At 46.6% G+C, this 15,759-nt stretch carries 14 protein-coding genes; 7 read left to right on the forward strand and 7 right to left on the reverse strand.

The genetic code is table 11. The features are described from left to right. The first annotated feature begins 162 nt into the window (after positions 1–162). The 3 genes from K0C01_RS00530 (at position 163) to trkA (ending at position 3,137) form a co-directional block, all read left to right on the forward strand. The gene (locus tag K0C01_RS00530) at positions 163–918 is read left to right on the forward strand and encodes a DUF2797 domain-containing protein (protein WP_221170138.1); all 756 of its coding nucleotides are present in this window, start codon (positions 163–165) and stop codon (positions 916–918) included. A gap of 270 nt (positions 919–1,188) precedes the next feature. After that, a complete protein-coding gene (locus tag K0C01_RS00535; protein WP_221170139.1) occupies positions 1,189–1,719 on the forward strand; it encodes a type II toxin-antitoxin system RatA family toxin in 531 nt (176 codons plus the stop codon). An 80-nt stretch (positions 1,720–1,799) separates the two neighbouring features. Further along, a complete protein-coding gene (trkA, locus tag K0C01_RS00540) occupies positions 1,800–3,137 on the forward strand; it encodes a Trk system potassium transporter TrkA (RefSeq protein ID WP_221170140.1) in 1,338 nt (445 codons plus the stop codon). An 11-nt stretch (positions 3,138–3,148) separates the two neighbouring features. Here trkA and K0C01_RS00545 read toward each other — a convergent pair whose 3' ends face one another. Beyond that, a complete protein-coding gene (locus tag K0C01_RS00545) occupies positions 3,149–4,111 on the reverse strand; it encodes a beta-ribofuranosylaminobenzene 5'-phosphate synthase family protein (protein ID WP_259372378.1) in 963 nt (320 codons plus the stop codon). Between the two features lie 154 nt (positions 4,112–4,265). On the opposite strand from K0C01_RS00545, the gene ilvD reads away from it, so the two are divergent. Both ilvD and K0C01_RS00555 read left to right on the forward strand, forming a co-directional pair. Then, positions 4,266–6,020: a dihydroxy-acid dehydratase gene (gene ilvD, locus K0C01_RS00550; protein ID WP_221170141.1), complete on the forward strand. Its 1,755-nt coding sequence runs from the start codon at positions 4,266–4,268 to the stop codon at positions 6,018–6,020. Positions 6,021–6,114: 94 nt separating this feature from the next. Continuing rightward, on the forward strand, positions 6,115–7,077 hold the full coding sequence (locus K0C01_RS00555; protein WP_221170142.1) for a zinc-dependent metalloprotease: 963 nt from the start codon (positions 6,115–6,117) through the stop codon (positions 7,075–7,077). Positions 7,078–7,214: 137 nt separating this feature from the next. Here K0C01_RS00555 and K0C01_RS00560 read toward each other — a convergent pair whose 3' ends face one another. Next, complete coding sequence (locus K0C01_RS00560; RefSeq protein WP_221170143.1) at positions 7,215–7,763, reverse strand: hypothetical protein; 549 nt, start codon at positions 7,761–7,763, stop codon at positions 7,215–7,217. A gap of 30 nt (positions 7,764–7,793) precedes the next feature. Here K0C01_RS00560 and K0C01_RS00565 point away from each other — a divergent pair, with 30 nt between their 5' ends. Beyond that, complete coding sequence (locus tag K0C01_RS00565) at positions 7,794–10,541, forward strand: AAA domain-containing protein (protein WP_221170144.1); 2,748 nt, start codon at positions 7,794–7,796, stop codon at positions 10,539–10,541. Between the two features lie 93 nt (positions 10,542–10,634). Here K0C01_RS00565 and K0C01_RS00570 read toward each other — a convergent pair whose 3' ends face one another. After that, positions 10,635–11,819: a pyridoxal phosphate-dependent aminotransferase gene (locus tag K0C01_RS00570; protein ID WP_221170145.1), complete on the reverse strand. Its 1,185-nt coding sequence runs from the start codon at positions 11,817–11,819 to the stop codon at positions 10,635–10,637. Next, complete coding sequence (locus tag K0C01_RS00575) at positions 11,816–12,301, reverse strand: Lrp/AsnC family transcriptional regulator (RefSeq protein ID WP_221170146.1); 486 nt, start codon at positions 12,299–12,301, stop codon at positions 11,816–11,818. Before K0C01_RS00575 ends, K0C01_RS00570 begins: the two co-directional genes overlap by 4 nt. Before the next feature lie 136 nt (positions 12,302–12,437). Between K0C01_RS00575 and K0C01_RS00580 the strand changes: the two genes are divergently transcribed. Next, positions 12,438–13,925 carry a class I adenylate-forming enzyme family protein gene (locus K0C01_RS00580; protein WP_221170147.1) on the forward strand — a complete coding sequence of 496 codons (1,488 nt, stop codon included), beginning with the start codon at positions 12,438–12,440 and terminating at the stop codon, positions 13,923–13,925. 15 nt (positions 13,926–13,940) lie between these two features. Here K0C01_RS00580 and K0C01_RS00585 read toward each other — a convergent pair whose 3' ends face one another. The 3 genes from K0C01_RS00585 to K0C01_RS00595 all read right to left on the reverse strand — a co-directional run bounded on the left by K0C01_RS00585 (position 13,941) and on the right by K0C01_RS00595 (position 15,744). Further along, positions 13,941–14,294: a helix-turn-helix transcriptional regulator gene (locus K0C01_RS00585; RefSeq protein ID WP_221170148.1), complete on the reverse strand. Its 354-nt coding sequence runs from the start codon at positions 14,292–14,294 to the stop codon at positions 13,941–13,943. Between the two features lie 173 nt (positions 14,295–14,467). Further along, on the reverse strand, positions 14,468–15,118 hold the full coding sequence (gene tpiA / locus K0C01_RS00590; RefSeq protein WP_221170149.1) for a triose-phosphate isomerase: 651 nt from the start codon (positions 15,116–15,118) through the stop codon (positions 14,468–14,470). A gap of 89 nt (positions 15,119–15,207) precedes the next feature. Then, positions 15,208–15,744 (reverse strand): multiprotein bridging factor aMBF1, encoded by a 537-nt coding sequence (locus K0C01_RS00595; RefSeq protein ID WP_221170150.1) that lies wholly within the window; start codon positions 15,742–15,744, stop codon positions 15,208–15,210. Positions 15,745–15,759: the final 15 nt, after the last annotated feature.

Raw genomic sequence — 15,759 nt, forward strand, 5'->3', positions numbered from 1 at the left:
AGAACACGTATGATCTGTCACCGAAGCACCTTGCAACGTCGGATGTGTTTCTGTGAGCTATCCCGCTCCGCTTCCCGCCGTCGACGACTCCATAGACACAGGGACGTAGCCTGTAAATGTTAATCGATACCTCTTTTCTCTTTGCAATAAAAATAGTACAGTGTGCAGATTGTCGGATACGACGTAGGTTCTCCAGAAAGATCAAGTAAGTTACTGTTTGCGCAGGGAAAAGAGATTCATCAGCAGGCACTTGTCCCAGGCAATGAGTTAGAGTACATGCTTCAATCACGACGGTGTGCTGGAGCCATCGAAGAAAATACACACATTGCATGTACGAACGAAGAGGCACCATACTGTCCACAACACACCGATATCTGGCCGTGTGCTCGATGTCGAGGCGATTGTTCAATGCCGGTTGCTAATTGTCATAAACCACATGTACTGTATCTTGCAGTGTTTGCACCAGCGATATACAAGGTTGGCGTGACAAAGAAGACGCGGCTTGAGCAACGGTTATATGAACAAGGGGCAGACAGGGGAGCATATCTGACATCATTTCCGAACGGGCGAGCTGCTCGAAAACGGGAGGCTGAGTTAGCAACAGAAATTGGAGATCGAATACAGGTTTCACAGAAAATTAAAGGACTAGATCGATCGGTGGATGTACAACAGTGGGAAGAGTTGCTATCACAATTTGACACGATTGAACGATACAATCTTAACTACAATATTGAACTGGAGCATGCCCCAATTCAAGAGACAATGGTATCGGGGACAGTACGCGGGGTAAAGGGACGTATATTATTGGTTGAGAATAACAATACAGTATATGCTACAGACCTTCGTGACTTGGTTGGATATATTGTTGAGGAAGGTTCGACAGACCAGAATCGACAATCGAGTTTGGACGCTTTTTGAACGGAAGCAAGGTTACCCTAACTGACTTTTTCTCTGGAAAGGATAGCAGTGCAAGTTCATGGTTACCGTTTGTGGGAACGTTACAGCGGTACCAAGGCGAAGGCCCCAGCTTCAGCCGTTGGAGGCTGTCATAAATGGGTGATTTGTGTATCTGACTTTCGGCAGTGGAGTTCGAGTTATGTGAAATATAAACGTACCTCGGAACGGTTGTCTTGACATCCTGTACTGAAGGCCGACACACTGACATTATTCTCAGACGTACAGACCGATGTGGACCGAATTGAAGTCAGCACGGTCGTATATGTTTCCGCAGAAGAGGCATTTGAGTTCCTTGTTGACTTTCCAAGATATGCTCAGTACTCCAAATATCTTGACTCAGTACAACAGCATGGGACTGGTGGAGCAGGGACAAAGTACGACCTTACATTTAGATGGTGGAAATTAACGTATACAGCACGATCCGAAGTAACGAGTATAGAGGAAAACAAAAGAATTGATTGGGAACTAGTTAACTCACTCGACGCAACGGGTTACTGGGGCATTGAGCCGCTACCAGAAGAGACAGAAACGTCAGACAACAATGCCGTGAAAGTCCGGTTTGTTGCTGAATTTGACTCAAATTCGATGACGTGGGACTTAGTCAATGTTCCTCGGTTTGTCTCAACAGATTGGATCGTGAGAAAAGTAAAACCACTTATTGTAAAAGAGGCTAAGCGGATTGTTGGCCGTGTGGTGGCTGATCTCGAAGGGGAATCCCGGGAGGTGACACTTACAGTGCATGAGACTCCGGATACAATTTGAAGTTCAGTAAATCAACACCTGTCCGCGTATTCATAACTACTTTTGGTTAGGTCCTAATTACAATAATCAAGAAAGCTTGTATGCATATAATTATCATCGGTGCTGGAGTCGTTGGACAAACGTTGGCGGAAAATCTTGATAATAGTCATGAAATAGTAGTAATCGATCAGGATGAGGATCTAGTCAAGACAATCTCATATGAACTTGACGTGCTGACGATGAGCGGTGACGGAACAAAATTAAGCGTGCTGCGGGAGGCTGGTATCGAAGATGCGGATCGAGTTATTGCATGTACCGGAGACGAGCAAACCAACATCGTTGCTTGCGGAACTGCGAAAACAGCTTCAGAGGTATTTACAATTGCTCGAGTAAAGCGTCGGGACTTACTTGAAACATGGAAAGAGAAGAAAGAGGCATACAATGTTGACCACATGGTTTGCTCAGACTTGCTTGCCGCCGAGGCAATTTTCCAAATTGCTGGACTTCCTGGAGCTCTAGATACCGATACATTTGGAGATGGCGTAGTTCGGATGGCAGAGTTCAAGGTGGCATCTGAAAGCCCATTTGTGCACCGTTCTGTAGCTGAAATTGATGAAAAAAATAGCCTAACAATTGCAGCAATTTCACGGGACGGAGATGATTTTATTATCCCGGACGGGGATACAGAGATTAATGCTGATGATCGCGTTATTGTGATCGGCCCTCCAGAAAAAATACGTGCAACGACGGAGCAAATCACTGGATCAGATGTAACGCTACCGGATGAGGTTGTGCTCATTGGCGGTACCGAGGTTGGGTTCCACGCTGCACAAATCTTCAACGATCATGGGTATAAAACCCGGCTAGTCGAACAAAACGAGCAGCGTGCTCGGCAAATTGCGGAAGATCTCCCGGATACAACGGTTATGCAACATGATGCAACTGATATTGATTTTTTGGAACGTGAGCACATTGGGGAGGCAGACCTTGTTGTATCAGCATTAACAAGTGACGAGAAAAATTTGCTTGCAGCACTGCTCTCAGAACGAATGGGTGCAGCACGGACAGTGTCGTTAGTGCATCAACCAGCATATTCTCGATTGTTCGAAACGGTTGGGATTGATGCGGCAGTGAGCACACAGGAAGAAACTGCAGAAGCAGTTACACGGTTCACCCGGCAAGAGGATACAGAAAAAGTCTCAATGATCGGCTCACAGGATGGTGAAGTTATCGAGGTGAAAATTGATGATGAGAGTGAATTTGTTGGTGTAGACATTGACACAATGACAGACAAGTTAAAAAATAGAGTGGTCATTGGATCAATTATTCGGGACGGAAAGCCAGTCACACCTCGAGGAGAAACAACTGTCAAGGTTGATGACCATATTGTAATATTCACAAAAACAGAGTACGTGGACGCGATTCTAAAGAAGATATGATGGCTACACTATCACCTCATTGATGCACCATCATTATCGGGACAAGTAAGCATAGTACGTCCATTGAGTCCCAGTTCATCGAGCGCATCGTTTGCTGCTGTTTCTGCTTTGGAAGCTAATGAGTCAGTTGTAAGCGCATATACTGTCGGACCCCAAGACGATTGGCCGACACCAGCGATTGATTCACATGACCGAAGTTTATCAATTAGATCTCCAACTGGCGGACGATATACCCCGCCTTGTTCGTCGGAGTACCAAGATCCGTTAATCTGGTCAATTGTGGTAATAGCATCTCCAGCAGTCTGTATATCATCCATAACAATAGATGGTAAAAGGCGACGAGAGAGAATACCACTAACTTTATTTGCTACATCGGGACTTGCCTGTTCAATGATTGATCGCATACTTTCTTCTTCGGTTTCTCCGTTACGACCTTTCGGAAGGTCTGGAACAACAAGAAGAAACCTCCATCGATCAGGAACGGGTTGTCGTGCAATCACAGGCGGTACTTCCCATTCGCCTCGTGACGGAGGATCTGATGTAAACCGAGCGGTAGGGTGACCTCCATCAATAATGAATCCTCCTTCCTCAAAGCCAGCTACACCAATGCCACTGCGACCTCCACGGCCGAGTTTAGGAGCGATCGACCGAACAGAAAGGTCAGCATCATAGGCACTAGCAATTGCATGACTGACAGCGAGTGCAAGTTGCGTGCCACTACCAAGCCCGACATGGCGTGGAAGTTCGGACTTAATATTGATCTCTGCCCCTGGGAGAGAAAGATGGTCTATAGCAATGGTAGCATACTGCTGCGCCAAATCATGGCTGCAGGAGACTTGTTCAGCAGGCTCAGCAGAAACACTTACCGTAGGAGATTGAATTGCAATACCTATACCACCGTAGATTCGGTCGTATGCTAAAGATAGATTCTGGAATCCGACATGTAGTCGCGCACCTGCTTCGACAGTCGCCATGTAAATACTTGGTCTACAGCTATGATTTTGGTTTCGAAGTTAGCGAGAATTACCGTGGTAGCGGTGCAAACGTTAATGGGTTCAGCCGGGGGATGAGTTTAAGACTGACGTCGAGTTTCGCTAATGGTATTAATACAGACTACATTGTCAGGGTATGGCAGACAAAGAGTATTCATCCGCAGATATCGACACAGGAAAACCGGATCATTTTCCAAGCAGTGATGTCACTGACGGCTATGAGCGAGCACCACACAGAGCGATGTTTCGTGCAATGGGTTATGATGACGGGGATCTATCATCTCCGCTAATTGGAATTGCAAATCCAGCCGCAGATATTACGCCCTGTAATATACATTTAGATGAGCTAGGTGCAGAAGTGTGGGATACAACAGACGAGGCAGGAGGGATGCCTATTGAGTTTGGAACGATCACAATCTCAGATGCTATCTCAATGGGGACAGAAGGAATGCGAGCGAGTCTAATCTCAAGGGAGGTAATTGCTGATTCAGTTGAGTTAGTAGCATTTGGAGAGAGAATGGATGGAATGGTGACCATTGGTGGATGCGATAAGAATATGCCCGGGATGATGGCAGCAATGATACGAACAGATCTGCCATCTGCATTTCTGTATGCCGGATCAATTATGCCAGGCGAACATGATGGACGAGAAATCACCATTCAGAATGTTTTCGAAGGAGTTGGAGCAGTTGCTACGGGGGAGATGGACGATAAAGAACTCCACGAGATAGAGCATAATGCCTGTCCCGGGGCTGGCGCGTGTGGAGGGATGTTTACGGCAAATACAATGGCTTCAATCGCCGAGGCACTTGGACTAGCTCCACTTGGAAGTGCAAGCCCACCGGCTGAAGAGGAATCGAGGTATCAAGTGGCGCGTGAAACAGCACAACTGGCAATTGAGTGTGCACATGAAAACCGTCGACCGTCCGATATTCTGAGTAAAAGATCATTTGAAAACGCAATTACGCTACAGGTTGCTATTGGTGGATCAACCAACGCAGTGCTTCATTTGTTGGCATTAGCAGCTGAAGCAGGAATTGATTTAGATATTGAAGAATTTAACAGTATTTCGGACCAGACTCCAAAGATTGCAGATTTGCAGCCAGGGGGAACATACGTAATGAACGACCTGCATGAAATTGGTGGGGTTCCAGTTATACTGCGGCGATTACTTGATGCTGATTTGATTCATGGTGATACAATGACAGTGACTGGTCGAACTCTTGCTGAGGAACTTGAAAAACTTGAGAAGACAGGAGAACTCCCGCCTGAAGAGGAGATAAGTGCTGAATTCTTATACTCAGTAGATGACCCAATGTACAAGCAGGGGGCAATCAAAATACTAACTGGAAATCTTGCCCCAGGAGGAAGTGTATTGAAAGTGACTGGGGATGATGAACTCTATCATCGGGGACCAGCGAGGATTTTTGAGAATGAGGAAGATGCGATGGAATACGTGCAGGAAGGTGGTATTGAGTCAGGGGATGTCATTGTCATTAGAAACGAAGGTCCTCAAGGAGGGCCCGGTATGCGAGAAATGCTCGGAGTCACAGCAGCTGTTGTTGGACAGGGACACGAAGACGATGTGGCATTAATCACAGATGGTCGGTTCTCAGGGGCTACTCGAGGACCAATGATCGGACATGTTGCCCCAGAGGCATATGTTGGGGGTCCAATTGCTGCGCTAAAGGATGGAGATATTGTTGAGGTTGATATTCCTGACCGCTCCCTATCAGTAGAGATTTCAGATGAAGAACTTGAATCACGTCTTGAAGAATGGGAACAATCAAAACCAGCGTACACATCTGGGGTACTTGCTAAATATGGCAAAATGTTCGGATCCGCCGAAAATGGAGCTGTAACAAACCCAGCCGCCAAAATGGACAAGTAACTCTCTTGCTTGGTCTCTGATTTGGCTTAGAAGTTTTCTAACATAGAACCAGCAGTGGGGAACAGTTTTGTCCATTCAATACCAACGTATTTGCGTGACAGTATATCGGAGTATCCGCGCGGTTATAGGTGCTTCTGGAAACAATCTAATTGATTGGGACGCCGTTGCCGAAGCAGCAAAGGCATCGACAGCACCTGGAGATATCGATCTCTCCCGGGCCGAGCGAGAAGGATACGCAAAAGATGTTCAGGATGCACGAAATGAGATCCAGCGAGCTGCTGGAATCACATTTGACATTCCTGAAACGGTGGAAATTCAAAACCGACATCACTGGATAGATGCGAATATCAGGACATTTCAGCGTGTCATGGAACCACTTGAAGAGCGTGCTGACTCCGCTGTTCCTGGGATTGCTCGAATCGTCAATACCGGGAGTATGAGCGTGACGCTAAGTTTTCTTGGCCGAAATGTCCTTGGACAATATGATCCGTTGTTGCTTGCAGATGCACCACAGAACGAGCATGGTTTGTACTTTGTACGGCCAAATATCAAAAGTGCAGCAAATGAGTTGGATGTCGATTATGATCGGTTCCGTCGTTGGATTGCATTTCATGAGGTAACACACGCTGCTGAATTCTCGCTAGCACCATGGTTACCTGATCATTTGACCTCTCAAATGGAGAAGGGATTAGATGGGTTGACTGAAGGATCACTTGATAGAGAGGCATTCTCAGAGATGCAAACAACAATGACTGTTGTTGAGGGATACGCTGAACTTCTGATGGATGAAGCATTTGACGATGAGTACAAAGAGTTACGAGAAAAACTTGACCAGCGCCGCCGAAATGCAGGACCAATCTCACAGTTGTTACGATACCTGCTTGGAATCGAAATGAAGCGTGAGCAGTACGAAAAAGGACGCGAATTTTTCGATACTGTCATCGAAGAAACGGATCTACAAACGGCTACACAAGTGTGGGAGTCACCAGAGAACCTTCCAAATAAGAACGAGATTGAGAACCCAGATCAGTGGATCAATCGAGTAGCTGAGATCTGAACGAGAATTAACTTCTACAGGCTACGCTCTCGTCCTCAAAGAAGTACCCTGCGTCAGCAGTCAACTACCTCGGGGTCAAGCCCCGCAGCATCCGCCTTGAAATTTCTGTGAATGAGTAGGTAGGGGGAGTTCACTAACTAATAGAACCCTCGATCAACATCATCTTCTTCGATTAGCTGAGAGAGTTCTGCGTCTAGTAGTTCTTCAGCTTCTTCGAACGTCGTTGATAAGGAGTCAACTTTATCAGGGCGCTCACGGTGGTCAAACGTCATGGGGCCGTGAGCTGGGGAATTTAGCGCATTCATTACGTCCTCAAAAAGTGCTTCAGACGATGTGGGGGCGTCTGCATGAGTTTCAAGTACGGTCTCAACTTGCTTAGCAATCTGCTCTGCTTCGGACTCATCTTCTGGTGGTGTCTGGACGGCGAACCGCTGATTGCCTTTATCTGGAAACAGCGGTTCTATATCATCATCAATAGAGCGAGCGATTTTCGAACCAACACCTTTGACGTCAAATGGATTCTTGGCATATGTCTTGAGATGGTAAACTCCTACACCAGGATGTGCAAGATAAAGGTCTTCTCCAATACCATTCTTTCGTTGCCCGGCAATTGCTCGCCAGTCTGTTGCATCAACACCAGAATCAGCGACATCATTTAGAATATCCGTCCAGTCACGGATTCGCATATTTTCAGATATAGAGATTATCCAGAATCAATGTATCGGATAGCGGTCAATAGAAACGACAGTATTTTGCTAATCGGGGACTGCGTCTCGTACGTGATCCGGGGGACGGTAACTGAGACGGATACCCCAGAAGAGGTAACGACAAGATATGGAACCCGATCAGTTGCGACAGTAAAATTACAGGATGAAGCAGGTGATAACAACTCAGTAACGCTGTGGGGCGACTGGGCAGAGACAGCGTCTCTGGTCGATCCAGGGATGGAACTGCTGATTACGGAACTAAAGCAGCAGACAGGAAAAGAAAATAAATACGCAACAACGGGCGACTCGTATGTCATTGTTGAGCCAGATTTTCTCGTTGATGTAACAGATATCAGAGAATGGGTGCAATGTCCCCGGCAGTATTACTTGTCAAAGCTGGACAGTGCACGACAATCTGAGCCATTACTAATTGGGACACTTGTGCACGAAGTGTTTGAAGACTTACTACATGGGCAAGATCGAGCAGACGCAATCACGAAGCGAATTAATGCTGCCTCATTAGATATCGGTCTACTTGGGATGGACCAAGAAACAGTCAGAGCAAAGGTAGCAGGACATGCAGAGGCGATTGATCAGTGGCTTGCCCAGACAACACTTTCTGGAACAGATTCCTGGAGAAGTGAGCAGTTGCTAGTAAGCGATATGTTCGGAATGAAGGGGCGTGCTGATGCAGTACGTCGTGATATGCCAGTGGAGCTGAAAACTGGAAAAAACACGCAAAAAGAACCGAGGTTTCAAGATAAAATTCAGGCCGCTTGCTATGCATTGATGCTCACTGAACGTGGTCTCGAAGTTGATACCGGAATCTTACTGTATACGAAAAACGCAGTTGTTGATCGAACAGATGTATCTGGCGATTTGTCACCGGCTAAGGAATTCTCTATTCGGAATGGTCTGTTAGATTTTGCTGTGAGAGCACGAAACGAAATTGCTGCGATGGAATACGATATTGAGGTTCCAACCGGTTACGAAGGAGATGCAGATTGTGACAGATGTTTTGTACAAGATACATGTCTCGTTGTCTCGGGTCGTTTAGATCAAGAGTCAAAGGCTGGAGCGATTGGAACAGCGATTCCTGAACAACATCGACAATATTTTGACACGACATATGATGCAATTGAAAAAGAGCGGAGAGCAATTCACCGTGAATATCGAAAACTATGGGAACAGACCCCCGAAGAACGTCTCGCAGACGATCGGGCATTGATCAATCTCACAGTTGTAAACTCAAACCAGTACCCGGATGGTCGTTGGGAAATTACCGCTAAAAACCCAGCAACCTCAGTTGGGAAGTTCCAGCAGGGAGACTTAGTGCTCGCAAGCGACGGAGATCCAGTCCACGGAGAAGGAGAATTAGCGACGCTGGAGAAAGCATCCACAGATCATCTCACAATCAGTGTTGATGAGTTTATAGAGTTATCGCGAATTGACGTGTATCCATCGGAGATAACTGTTGATCGGATGCTTACCGCATTACACGATGCACTTCTGCGGGGATCAAAGCGAAAAAGAAGAATTCTCATGGGAGAGGAAACACCAGCGTTTGATGCAGTAAGTGAAGAAATTATCCCGAACAATAGTGCACAGAATACTGCCATTCAGCGTGCACTTGGCGCAAACGACTGTCTTTTGATACATGGTCCTCCTGGAACTGGGAAAACATACACAATCGCTAAACTGATCAAGGAACTTGTCGAGGACAATAATCGAGTCCTGCTAAGCGCATTCACAAATAGAGCCGTTGATAATGCAATTGAGCAATTGCGAGAAATTGGGTTTGCAGATATTATTCGAGTTGGATCTGCAACCGGGGTTAGAGAAGACATGATGGATCTACGGCTACAGCAGTCGGGAGATCCACAAAAGCAGGCAAAGAAACTTGAAACAGCCTCAGTAGTCGCAGCAACAGCTGCCAGTTGCGGATCTACCGTCCTTAGAGAGCAGTCATTTGATGTTGCAGTGATCGATGAGGCGTCACAACTGACAGAGCCTGAAACACTAGCCCCAATTAATCTAGCAGATCGGTTTATTTTGGTTGGGGATCACCATCAGTTACCACCAGTAACGCAAGTTGAAACAGAGGGTACAAATGATACGAAGAGCCCATTCAAAGGAGACCTTTCAAAATCACTATTTGAGCGGATGCTGGACACATATCCTGATGCATCAGTTATGTTGACACAACAATATCGGATGGCCCAACGCATTCAATCGTTTGCCTCAAGAGAGTTTTACAATGGAAAACTACGTCCAGCAACTGCAGAGATAGCTCGTCAGTCACTCTCTGGTCTCCCAACAGTAGATCAAGAAAAACTCCCCTCAGAATTCCAAGGCCAAGTAAACTTTATTGACATACCGGGAGATGATAGGCAACGGACTGATCATAAAGAAGCAGACCACATTGCAACACTTGTAGAGCGTGCAGTTAGTGCTGGAATCAAGCCCGAAGACATTGGGGTTATTGCCCCGTATCGAGCGCAGGTATCAGTTCTCAGTGAGCGTCTTCCAGAACAGGTTGCGGTTGACACTGTTGATAGATTTCAGGGATCCAGCAAAGAACTGATATTAATGTCACTTGTTGCAACCAAATCGCTTGACGGCCCAATTTTCGAAGATCATAGACGGGTAAACGTAGCACTAACTCGAGCAAAGCGAGGCTTAATTTTGGTCGGGGACAAACGAGCGCTTAGCTCTGATCCATTTTACGCGCGAATGATTGAGTGGGCAGAGCATTGACCTTCTTCCACAGCTGAAGCTGGGGACCTTCGCCTTGGTACCACTGTAACTGCAAGAAGAGATTAGGTAGGTGAGATAAAATAGAAGGAGGACCTATTGGTATTCCGAATTAGCAAGGAACTTCTCAATTCTGTTGAATGCTGTTTTGAGCTCATCTAGACTTGTTGCATATGACATCCGGAGATGACCAGTTCCATCATCACCGAATACATCGCCCGGAACAACTGCGACGCCAGCTTCAGTGAGAAGGTCTTCTGCAAACCCATGTGCATCACCGCCAGGCGCTTCGGGGAAAACATAGAATGCGCCTTCAGCTTCAAAGCAATCAATGCCTAATTCATCAAGCCGTGAAAGAACGAATCGGCGGCGGCGATCGTAGTGGGAGAGCATTTCTTCGACGGAGTCTTGGCAGGATCGTAATGCCTCGATTGCTGCATACTGTGCTGTTGTAGGAGCAGACAGCATTGAATACTGATGAATCTTATTCATTGCGCCAATTGCATCCGCAGGCCCCATTGCATATCCCAGACGAAGCCCGGTCATAGCATAGGCTTTCGAAAACCCATTGAACACAATTGTCCGCTCACGCATCCCTGGGAGTGTAGCAATTGAGACGTGGTCAGTCGTGTATGTCAGATCAGCATAGATTTCATCTGAGAGAACAAGCAGATCATGCTCTTTTGCAAACTCTGCAATTGGTTCCAGATCAGCTTGTGTCATGATGGCTCCTGTAGGATTATTAGGATAGCACATCAACAATGCGTCAGCATCCTGGGCTCCAGCACTCTCAAGTGCATCTCGAGTTAGCTTGAACTGGTCATCCCGAGTAGAAACTGGAAGTGGATTTCCTCCGGCAAATGTTACTTCTGGTTGATAGGAAACATATGATGGATCGGGAACAGCAACGGTATCACCAGGTTCAACAATAGCCCGCAAAGCCACGTCAACAGCCTCACTAACTCCAGTAGTAACAATAATCTCTTCATCCGAATCATAAGAGAGATTATACTGTTGGTCAACAGTCGATGCGATAGCTTCTCGAAGCTCTCGCTTCCCCCGGTTAGAGGTATATGAAGTTCGGCCCCGTTCTAGTGAGTGGATCGCTGCGTCACGTGCTGCCCACGGAGCTGAAAAATCTGGCTCACCAACACCTAACGAAATAACATCATCTGCCTCCTCAGCCAACTCAAAGAAGCGTCGAATTCCCGAAGGCGGAACTTCCTTAACGCGCTCAGCAATATTAAACGCCGATGCTTGTTTGGGCTCTTCAGCAGTCATGGTGATATCGATAGTCGGTCATCATCGTCGCCGCCGTTGAAGGCGACCCCATTTTCTTTGTAACGGTCCATAACGTAGTGTGTAACGGTCTGGGTAATCTCTGGAATCGGTGCAATTTGGTCGCTAACAAACTGAGAAACTTCACGCATCGAATCGCCTTCAACACGCATGTGGAAATCATAGTCACCAGAAACAAGTTGAAGCGACTCGACTTCAGGGAATTGGACAAGTCGATCAGCAATATCAATATAGCTTGTTTCGCGGTCGAGTTTAACATTGAGTTCAACTTCAGCTCGAACTCGCTCATCACTTGTCTCACCCCAGTCGATAACCGCTTGGTATCCACGAATGATGCCTTTTTCTTCCAACTGCTTAATTGCGGCTTCAACAGATTCCACATCAGTGTTAAGGATACGCGCAATGTCTTCAGTTGATCGACGGGCGTCGTCCAGCAGAAGGTCAATAAGTTCCTGTTCGTCCATGATATATAGGTGTGGTATGAAGACATATAATTCACCTCTTTTTGCAGTTACCTGGCAATATTAGAAGGATGATCAGTAAATGGAAATGTAAGCGACACTGGGACATACGTGCAACTGATAAGAAAAGATATGATGTATGATTGATGCTGATTGGTATTGTCGAGATTGGCTTGCTCGACGGGCAAATATCTCTCCGAATAAGGAGGCAGTAGTATCCCCATCAAAGGGAGACTCACTTTCGTATCAAGAATTTCATCGAATAGTAGAGGATCGAGCGAAGCACCTTGTCCAGCATCTTAATAACACAGCCCACATAGGCTGTCTCTCTAACTTACCACTGTCATTTGCGATTGATTTGTTTGCTGGCATTCGCGCAGGGAAGACAGTAATCCCGCTAAATCCTACCCGGCCGAAAGAAGTGTTGCTCAGCCAATTAGAGTTAGTCGATGCGCAATCAGTGATGTACAACACTACGACTAACGAAATTGCTACATCACTGGCTGAAAATGGTCAGATTACCGGAATTCAGACAGATGGTATACCAACGGAAGATGGATGTGTCGGGCTGTTTGAGTCTCAGCAACAGTCAATCGACAACATACCCCTACCTGACAAGTGGTTGATTTTATTTACATCTGGGACAACCGGTGATACAAAGCCAGTTCCACTGACGGCAAGCAATTTAGGATCAAGTGCTGTCGGGTCTGCAATGCGATTAGGGATTGATCAACAAGACCGTTGGCTAGATCCACTTCCAACGTACCACATGGGCGGTATTGCCCCGATTATACGGTCAGTGTTGTATGGAACGACTGTCGTACTGCAGGCTAATTTTGAGCCAAATCATACTATAAGGCTGATTGAAAACCACAGTGTATCAGGGATTTCCGTAGTACCCACGATGCTGCAAGAGATTCTTAACGCAGGAAGTCTTCCACTGCTTCGGTTCATTCTCTGTGGAGGAGCCAAAACGCCCCCTGACCTTATTGAAAGATGCAAACGTAGAAGACTCCCAATCTATCCAACATATGGTATGACAGAAGCATCATCTCAGATTGCCACCGCGACACCACTGGAAGCTTACAGGTATCCAGAGTATGTGGGTCGGCCGTTATTCCAGATGGACGTGAAAATCATCCAGGACGGAGAGTCAATGCCTGCTGGTGAAACAGGAGAAATCGTGATTGAGGGACCATCAGTGACAACTGGCTACTACAACGATAAACAAGCAACAAGCAAACGAATAAGTGAACATGGATTTCATACAGGGGATATTGGCCGAGTGACAGAGAATGGAATGATTGCAGTCATCGGTCGTAAAGACAGAATGATTGTTACAGGCGGAGAAAATGTTCATCCTGAAGAAGTAGCTGATGTAATCGAAGGACATCCAGATGTCTCTGCTGTTGCTGTTGTAGGGATTGAAGATGAGCACTGGGGAGAAAAAGTAGCAGCCGCAATAGTAGGAGAAATAACCGAGATAGAGGTAAATGAACTCTGTGGCACCAAGTTGGCGTCATACAAAGTACCAAAAACAGTTGTTACGGTCGAAGAACTACCACGAACGGCATCTGGTACAGTTGACTATTCTGCGGTGCGAGAATATATACGACGTAAAGAATGAATGTGGGAAGTTAAGTTATTCTTCGTATACAAGGTTCATGATCCACTGTGAAAAAGCGTCACTGTGTGGATCAAGTTCTTCCTCGCCAACGAACGGAGAAAGCATATCACCGGCCATGAGAAGAGAAAAGTCAAGATCCTGTGCAGCAGGCATGATATAGTAGGTATTGTGCCCTTCATAGACGGCTTCCTCTCGCCGAACAAGGTCTTGCTCGACGAGTTCACTAACAATACGGCTACCTTTTCGCGAAGAGACATCCAGTTTTTTCCAAAATTCACTCTGATAAATACCACCGGTTTCCCGGACTAACTCTAGACCAGCCAGCTCTTCTTCGGAGAGACTCTCTGTATCAGCAACGCTCACAGGCACCACCTCGCTACGGAATACATGTCCATGTCTGTGATGGGGGCTCAAGCGTGTTTAACTTTTCTAGGTATGACTGGAGAAGAGTTGGATTATAATCTCAGAAACGACACGTCAACAGCCGGGGGGCAAACTCCGCGTCCGCTCAAAAAGTCCGTAAATAAATCAGCTAGAAGTGTTCACGAAGTGATTCCGGAGGCGAGGTCCTCGATGACAGAGCGAGGGGAGTCTGATTTTGCAACACCACTGGCAAGTAATACACCATCGGCACCAAGACGATCCGCAGCAGCAACGTCCTCGCCGCTTGAAATACCAGCACCGCAGTAGACATCGACAGACTCATCGACTGCTGTAACAGCAGCAACCGCATCCTCGACAATGTTAGGATCTGCTTTGCTAACCGGGGTTCCTGACCCAATCAGCTCAGGCGGTTCAATTGCAATAGCATCTGGACCAAGATGAGCAACTGCGGCAGCCTGATTTGGATTGTTTGCACAAACAACGGTAGAAAGGCCAGCTCGTGTTGCAGATTGTATAGCAGCGTCAATATCAGCGAGCTTAAGCCGTTCTTCAGAATGATTAATTAGCGTTCCCGTTGCTCCAGCAGCAGCAACAGATTCAGGTAAGACAGAACCGGTGTGACTACCGTAATCGATTGGGTCAATGTGTTGGCTCCATGTCTCAATATTATAATCTGAGACTGAGTCGAGTGATGGCAGTTGTGGTGCAACGGCTAGGTTAACGTTCTGTGAAGTTTCAGCGTTTGCAGCAGCAGCAGCGATTTCGATAGGGTCACAGTCGTAGGCCTTCAGATTGATCAGGATAAACATACTAATTATCTGTACGTATTCACTCCCGATAGTAGTAGCTTACTTCTCACAGCAAAGCACACCAAAAATTGTTATGAGTAGGCTAGCGCTCAGTCTTTCCGTTCAACTACATCTCCGAGAGTATATCCATCGGTACCACTAGATCCTTGCCAATCAGTCGATCCGTCATCACTACCACCAGCACTGAGAGAGATATCGAAGAAGTTCTCAAGTTTGGCTTGCAGATCATCACTCGGGAGTGTGTCACCGCGCTCAACTTTTCGAATGAGGCTCGCCTTCTCGTTGATTTGTTTGGCCAGTTCAGCCTGCGAAAGCCCTCGGTCTTCGCGCGCTTGGCGAAGTTGCTTGTCGTAATCCTGGGCAAGTTCGTCAACAGAGTCAAACATATCACTCTGTTGGCTTGATGAGGAATAGGACCTAGAGGAAGTCTGGCCAGAAGATGCTGTCGTACTTGTTGTATCCGAGGAATCGGTCGAATATTTCGTAGATGTAGATGAAGATGACTCAGAGGTCTCAACTTCCGTACCAAAGTCAGCACAGTTTGAACAGACCTGGAGTTCTGCCCCTTCAACTTTAATCTTTGTAGGCGAGTCGGTCTCAGTGCCACAAAGCTCGCATTGGACCATGCCTTCTTCTAACAC

Source organism: Salinarchaeum sp. IM2453 (genome assembly GCF_019693215.1).
In the GTDB taxonomy this organism is placed as follows: Archaea; Halobacteriota; Halobacteria; order Halobacteriales; family Salinarchaeaceae; genus IM2453.

Bases quoted from the DNA above. Each gene is read 5' to 3' on its own strand.
- K0C01_RS00565 (WP_221170144.1), top strand. From the start codon at position 7,794: ATGTATCGGATAGCGGTCAATAGAAACGACAGTATTTTGCTAATCGGG.
- K0C01_RS00595 (WP_221170150.1), bottom strand. From the start codon at position 15,744: ATGGTCCAATGCGAGCTTTGTGGCACTGAGACCGACTCGCCTACAAAG.
- K0C01_RS00580 (WP_221170147.1), top strand. From the start codon at position 12,438: ATGATTGATGCTGATTGGTATTGTCGAGATTGGCTTGCTCGACGGGCA.
- tpiA (WP_221170149.1), bottom strand. From the start codon at position 15,118: ATGTTTATCCTGATCAATCTGAAGGCCTACGACTGTGACCCTATCGAA.
- K0C01_RS00575 (WP_221170146.1), bottom strand. From the start codon at position 12,301: ATGGACGAACAGGAACTTATTGACCTTCTGCTGGACGACGCCCGTCGA.
- K0C01_RS00545 (WP_259372378.1), bottom strand. From the start codon at position 4,111: ATGGCGACTGTCGAAGCAGGTGCGCGACTACATGTCGGATTCCAGAAT.
- trkA (WP_221170140.1), top strand. From the start codon at position 1,800: ATGCATATAATTATCATCGGTGCTGGAGTCGTTGGACAAACGTTGGCG.
- ilvD (WP_221170141.1), top strand. From the start codon at position 4,266: ATGGCAGACAAAGAGTATTCATCCGCAGATATCGACACAGGAAAACCG.
- K0C01_RS00570 (WP_221170145.1), bottom strand. From the start codon at position 11,819: ATGACTGCTGAAGAGCCCAAACAAGCATCGGCGTTTAATATTGCTGAG.
- K0C01_RS00560 (WP_221170143.1), bottom strand. From the start codon at position 7,763: ATGCGAATCCGTGACTGGACGGATATTCTAAATGATGTCGCTGATTCT.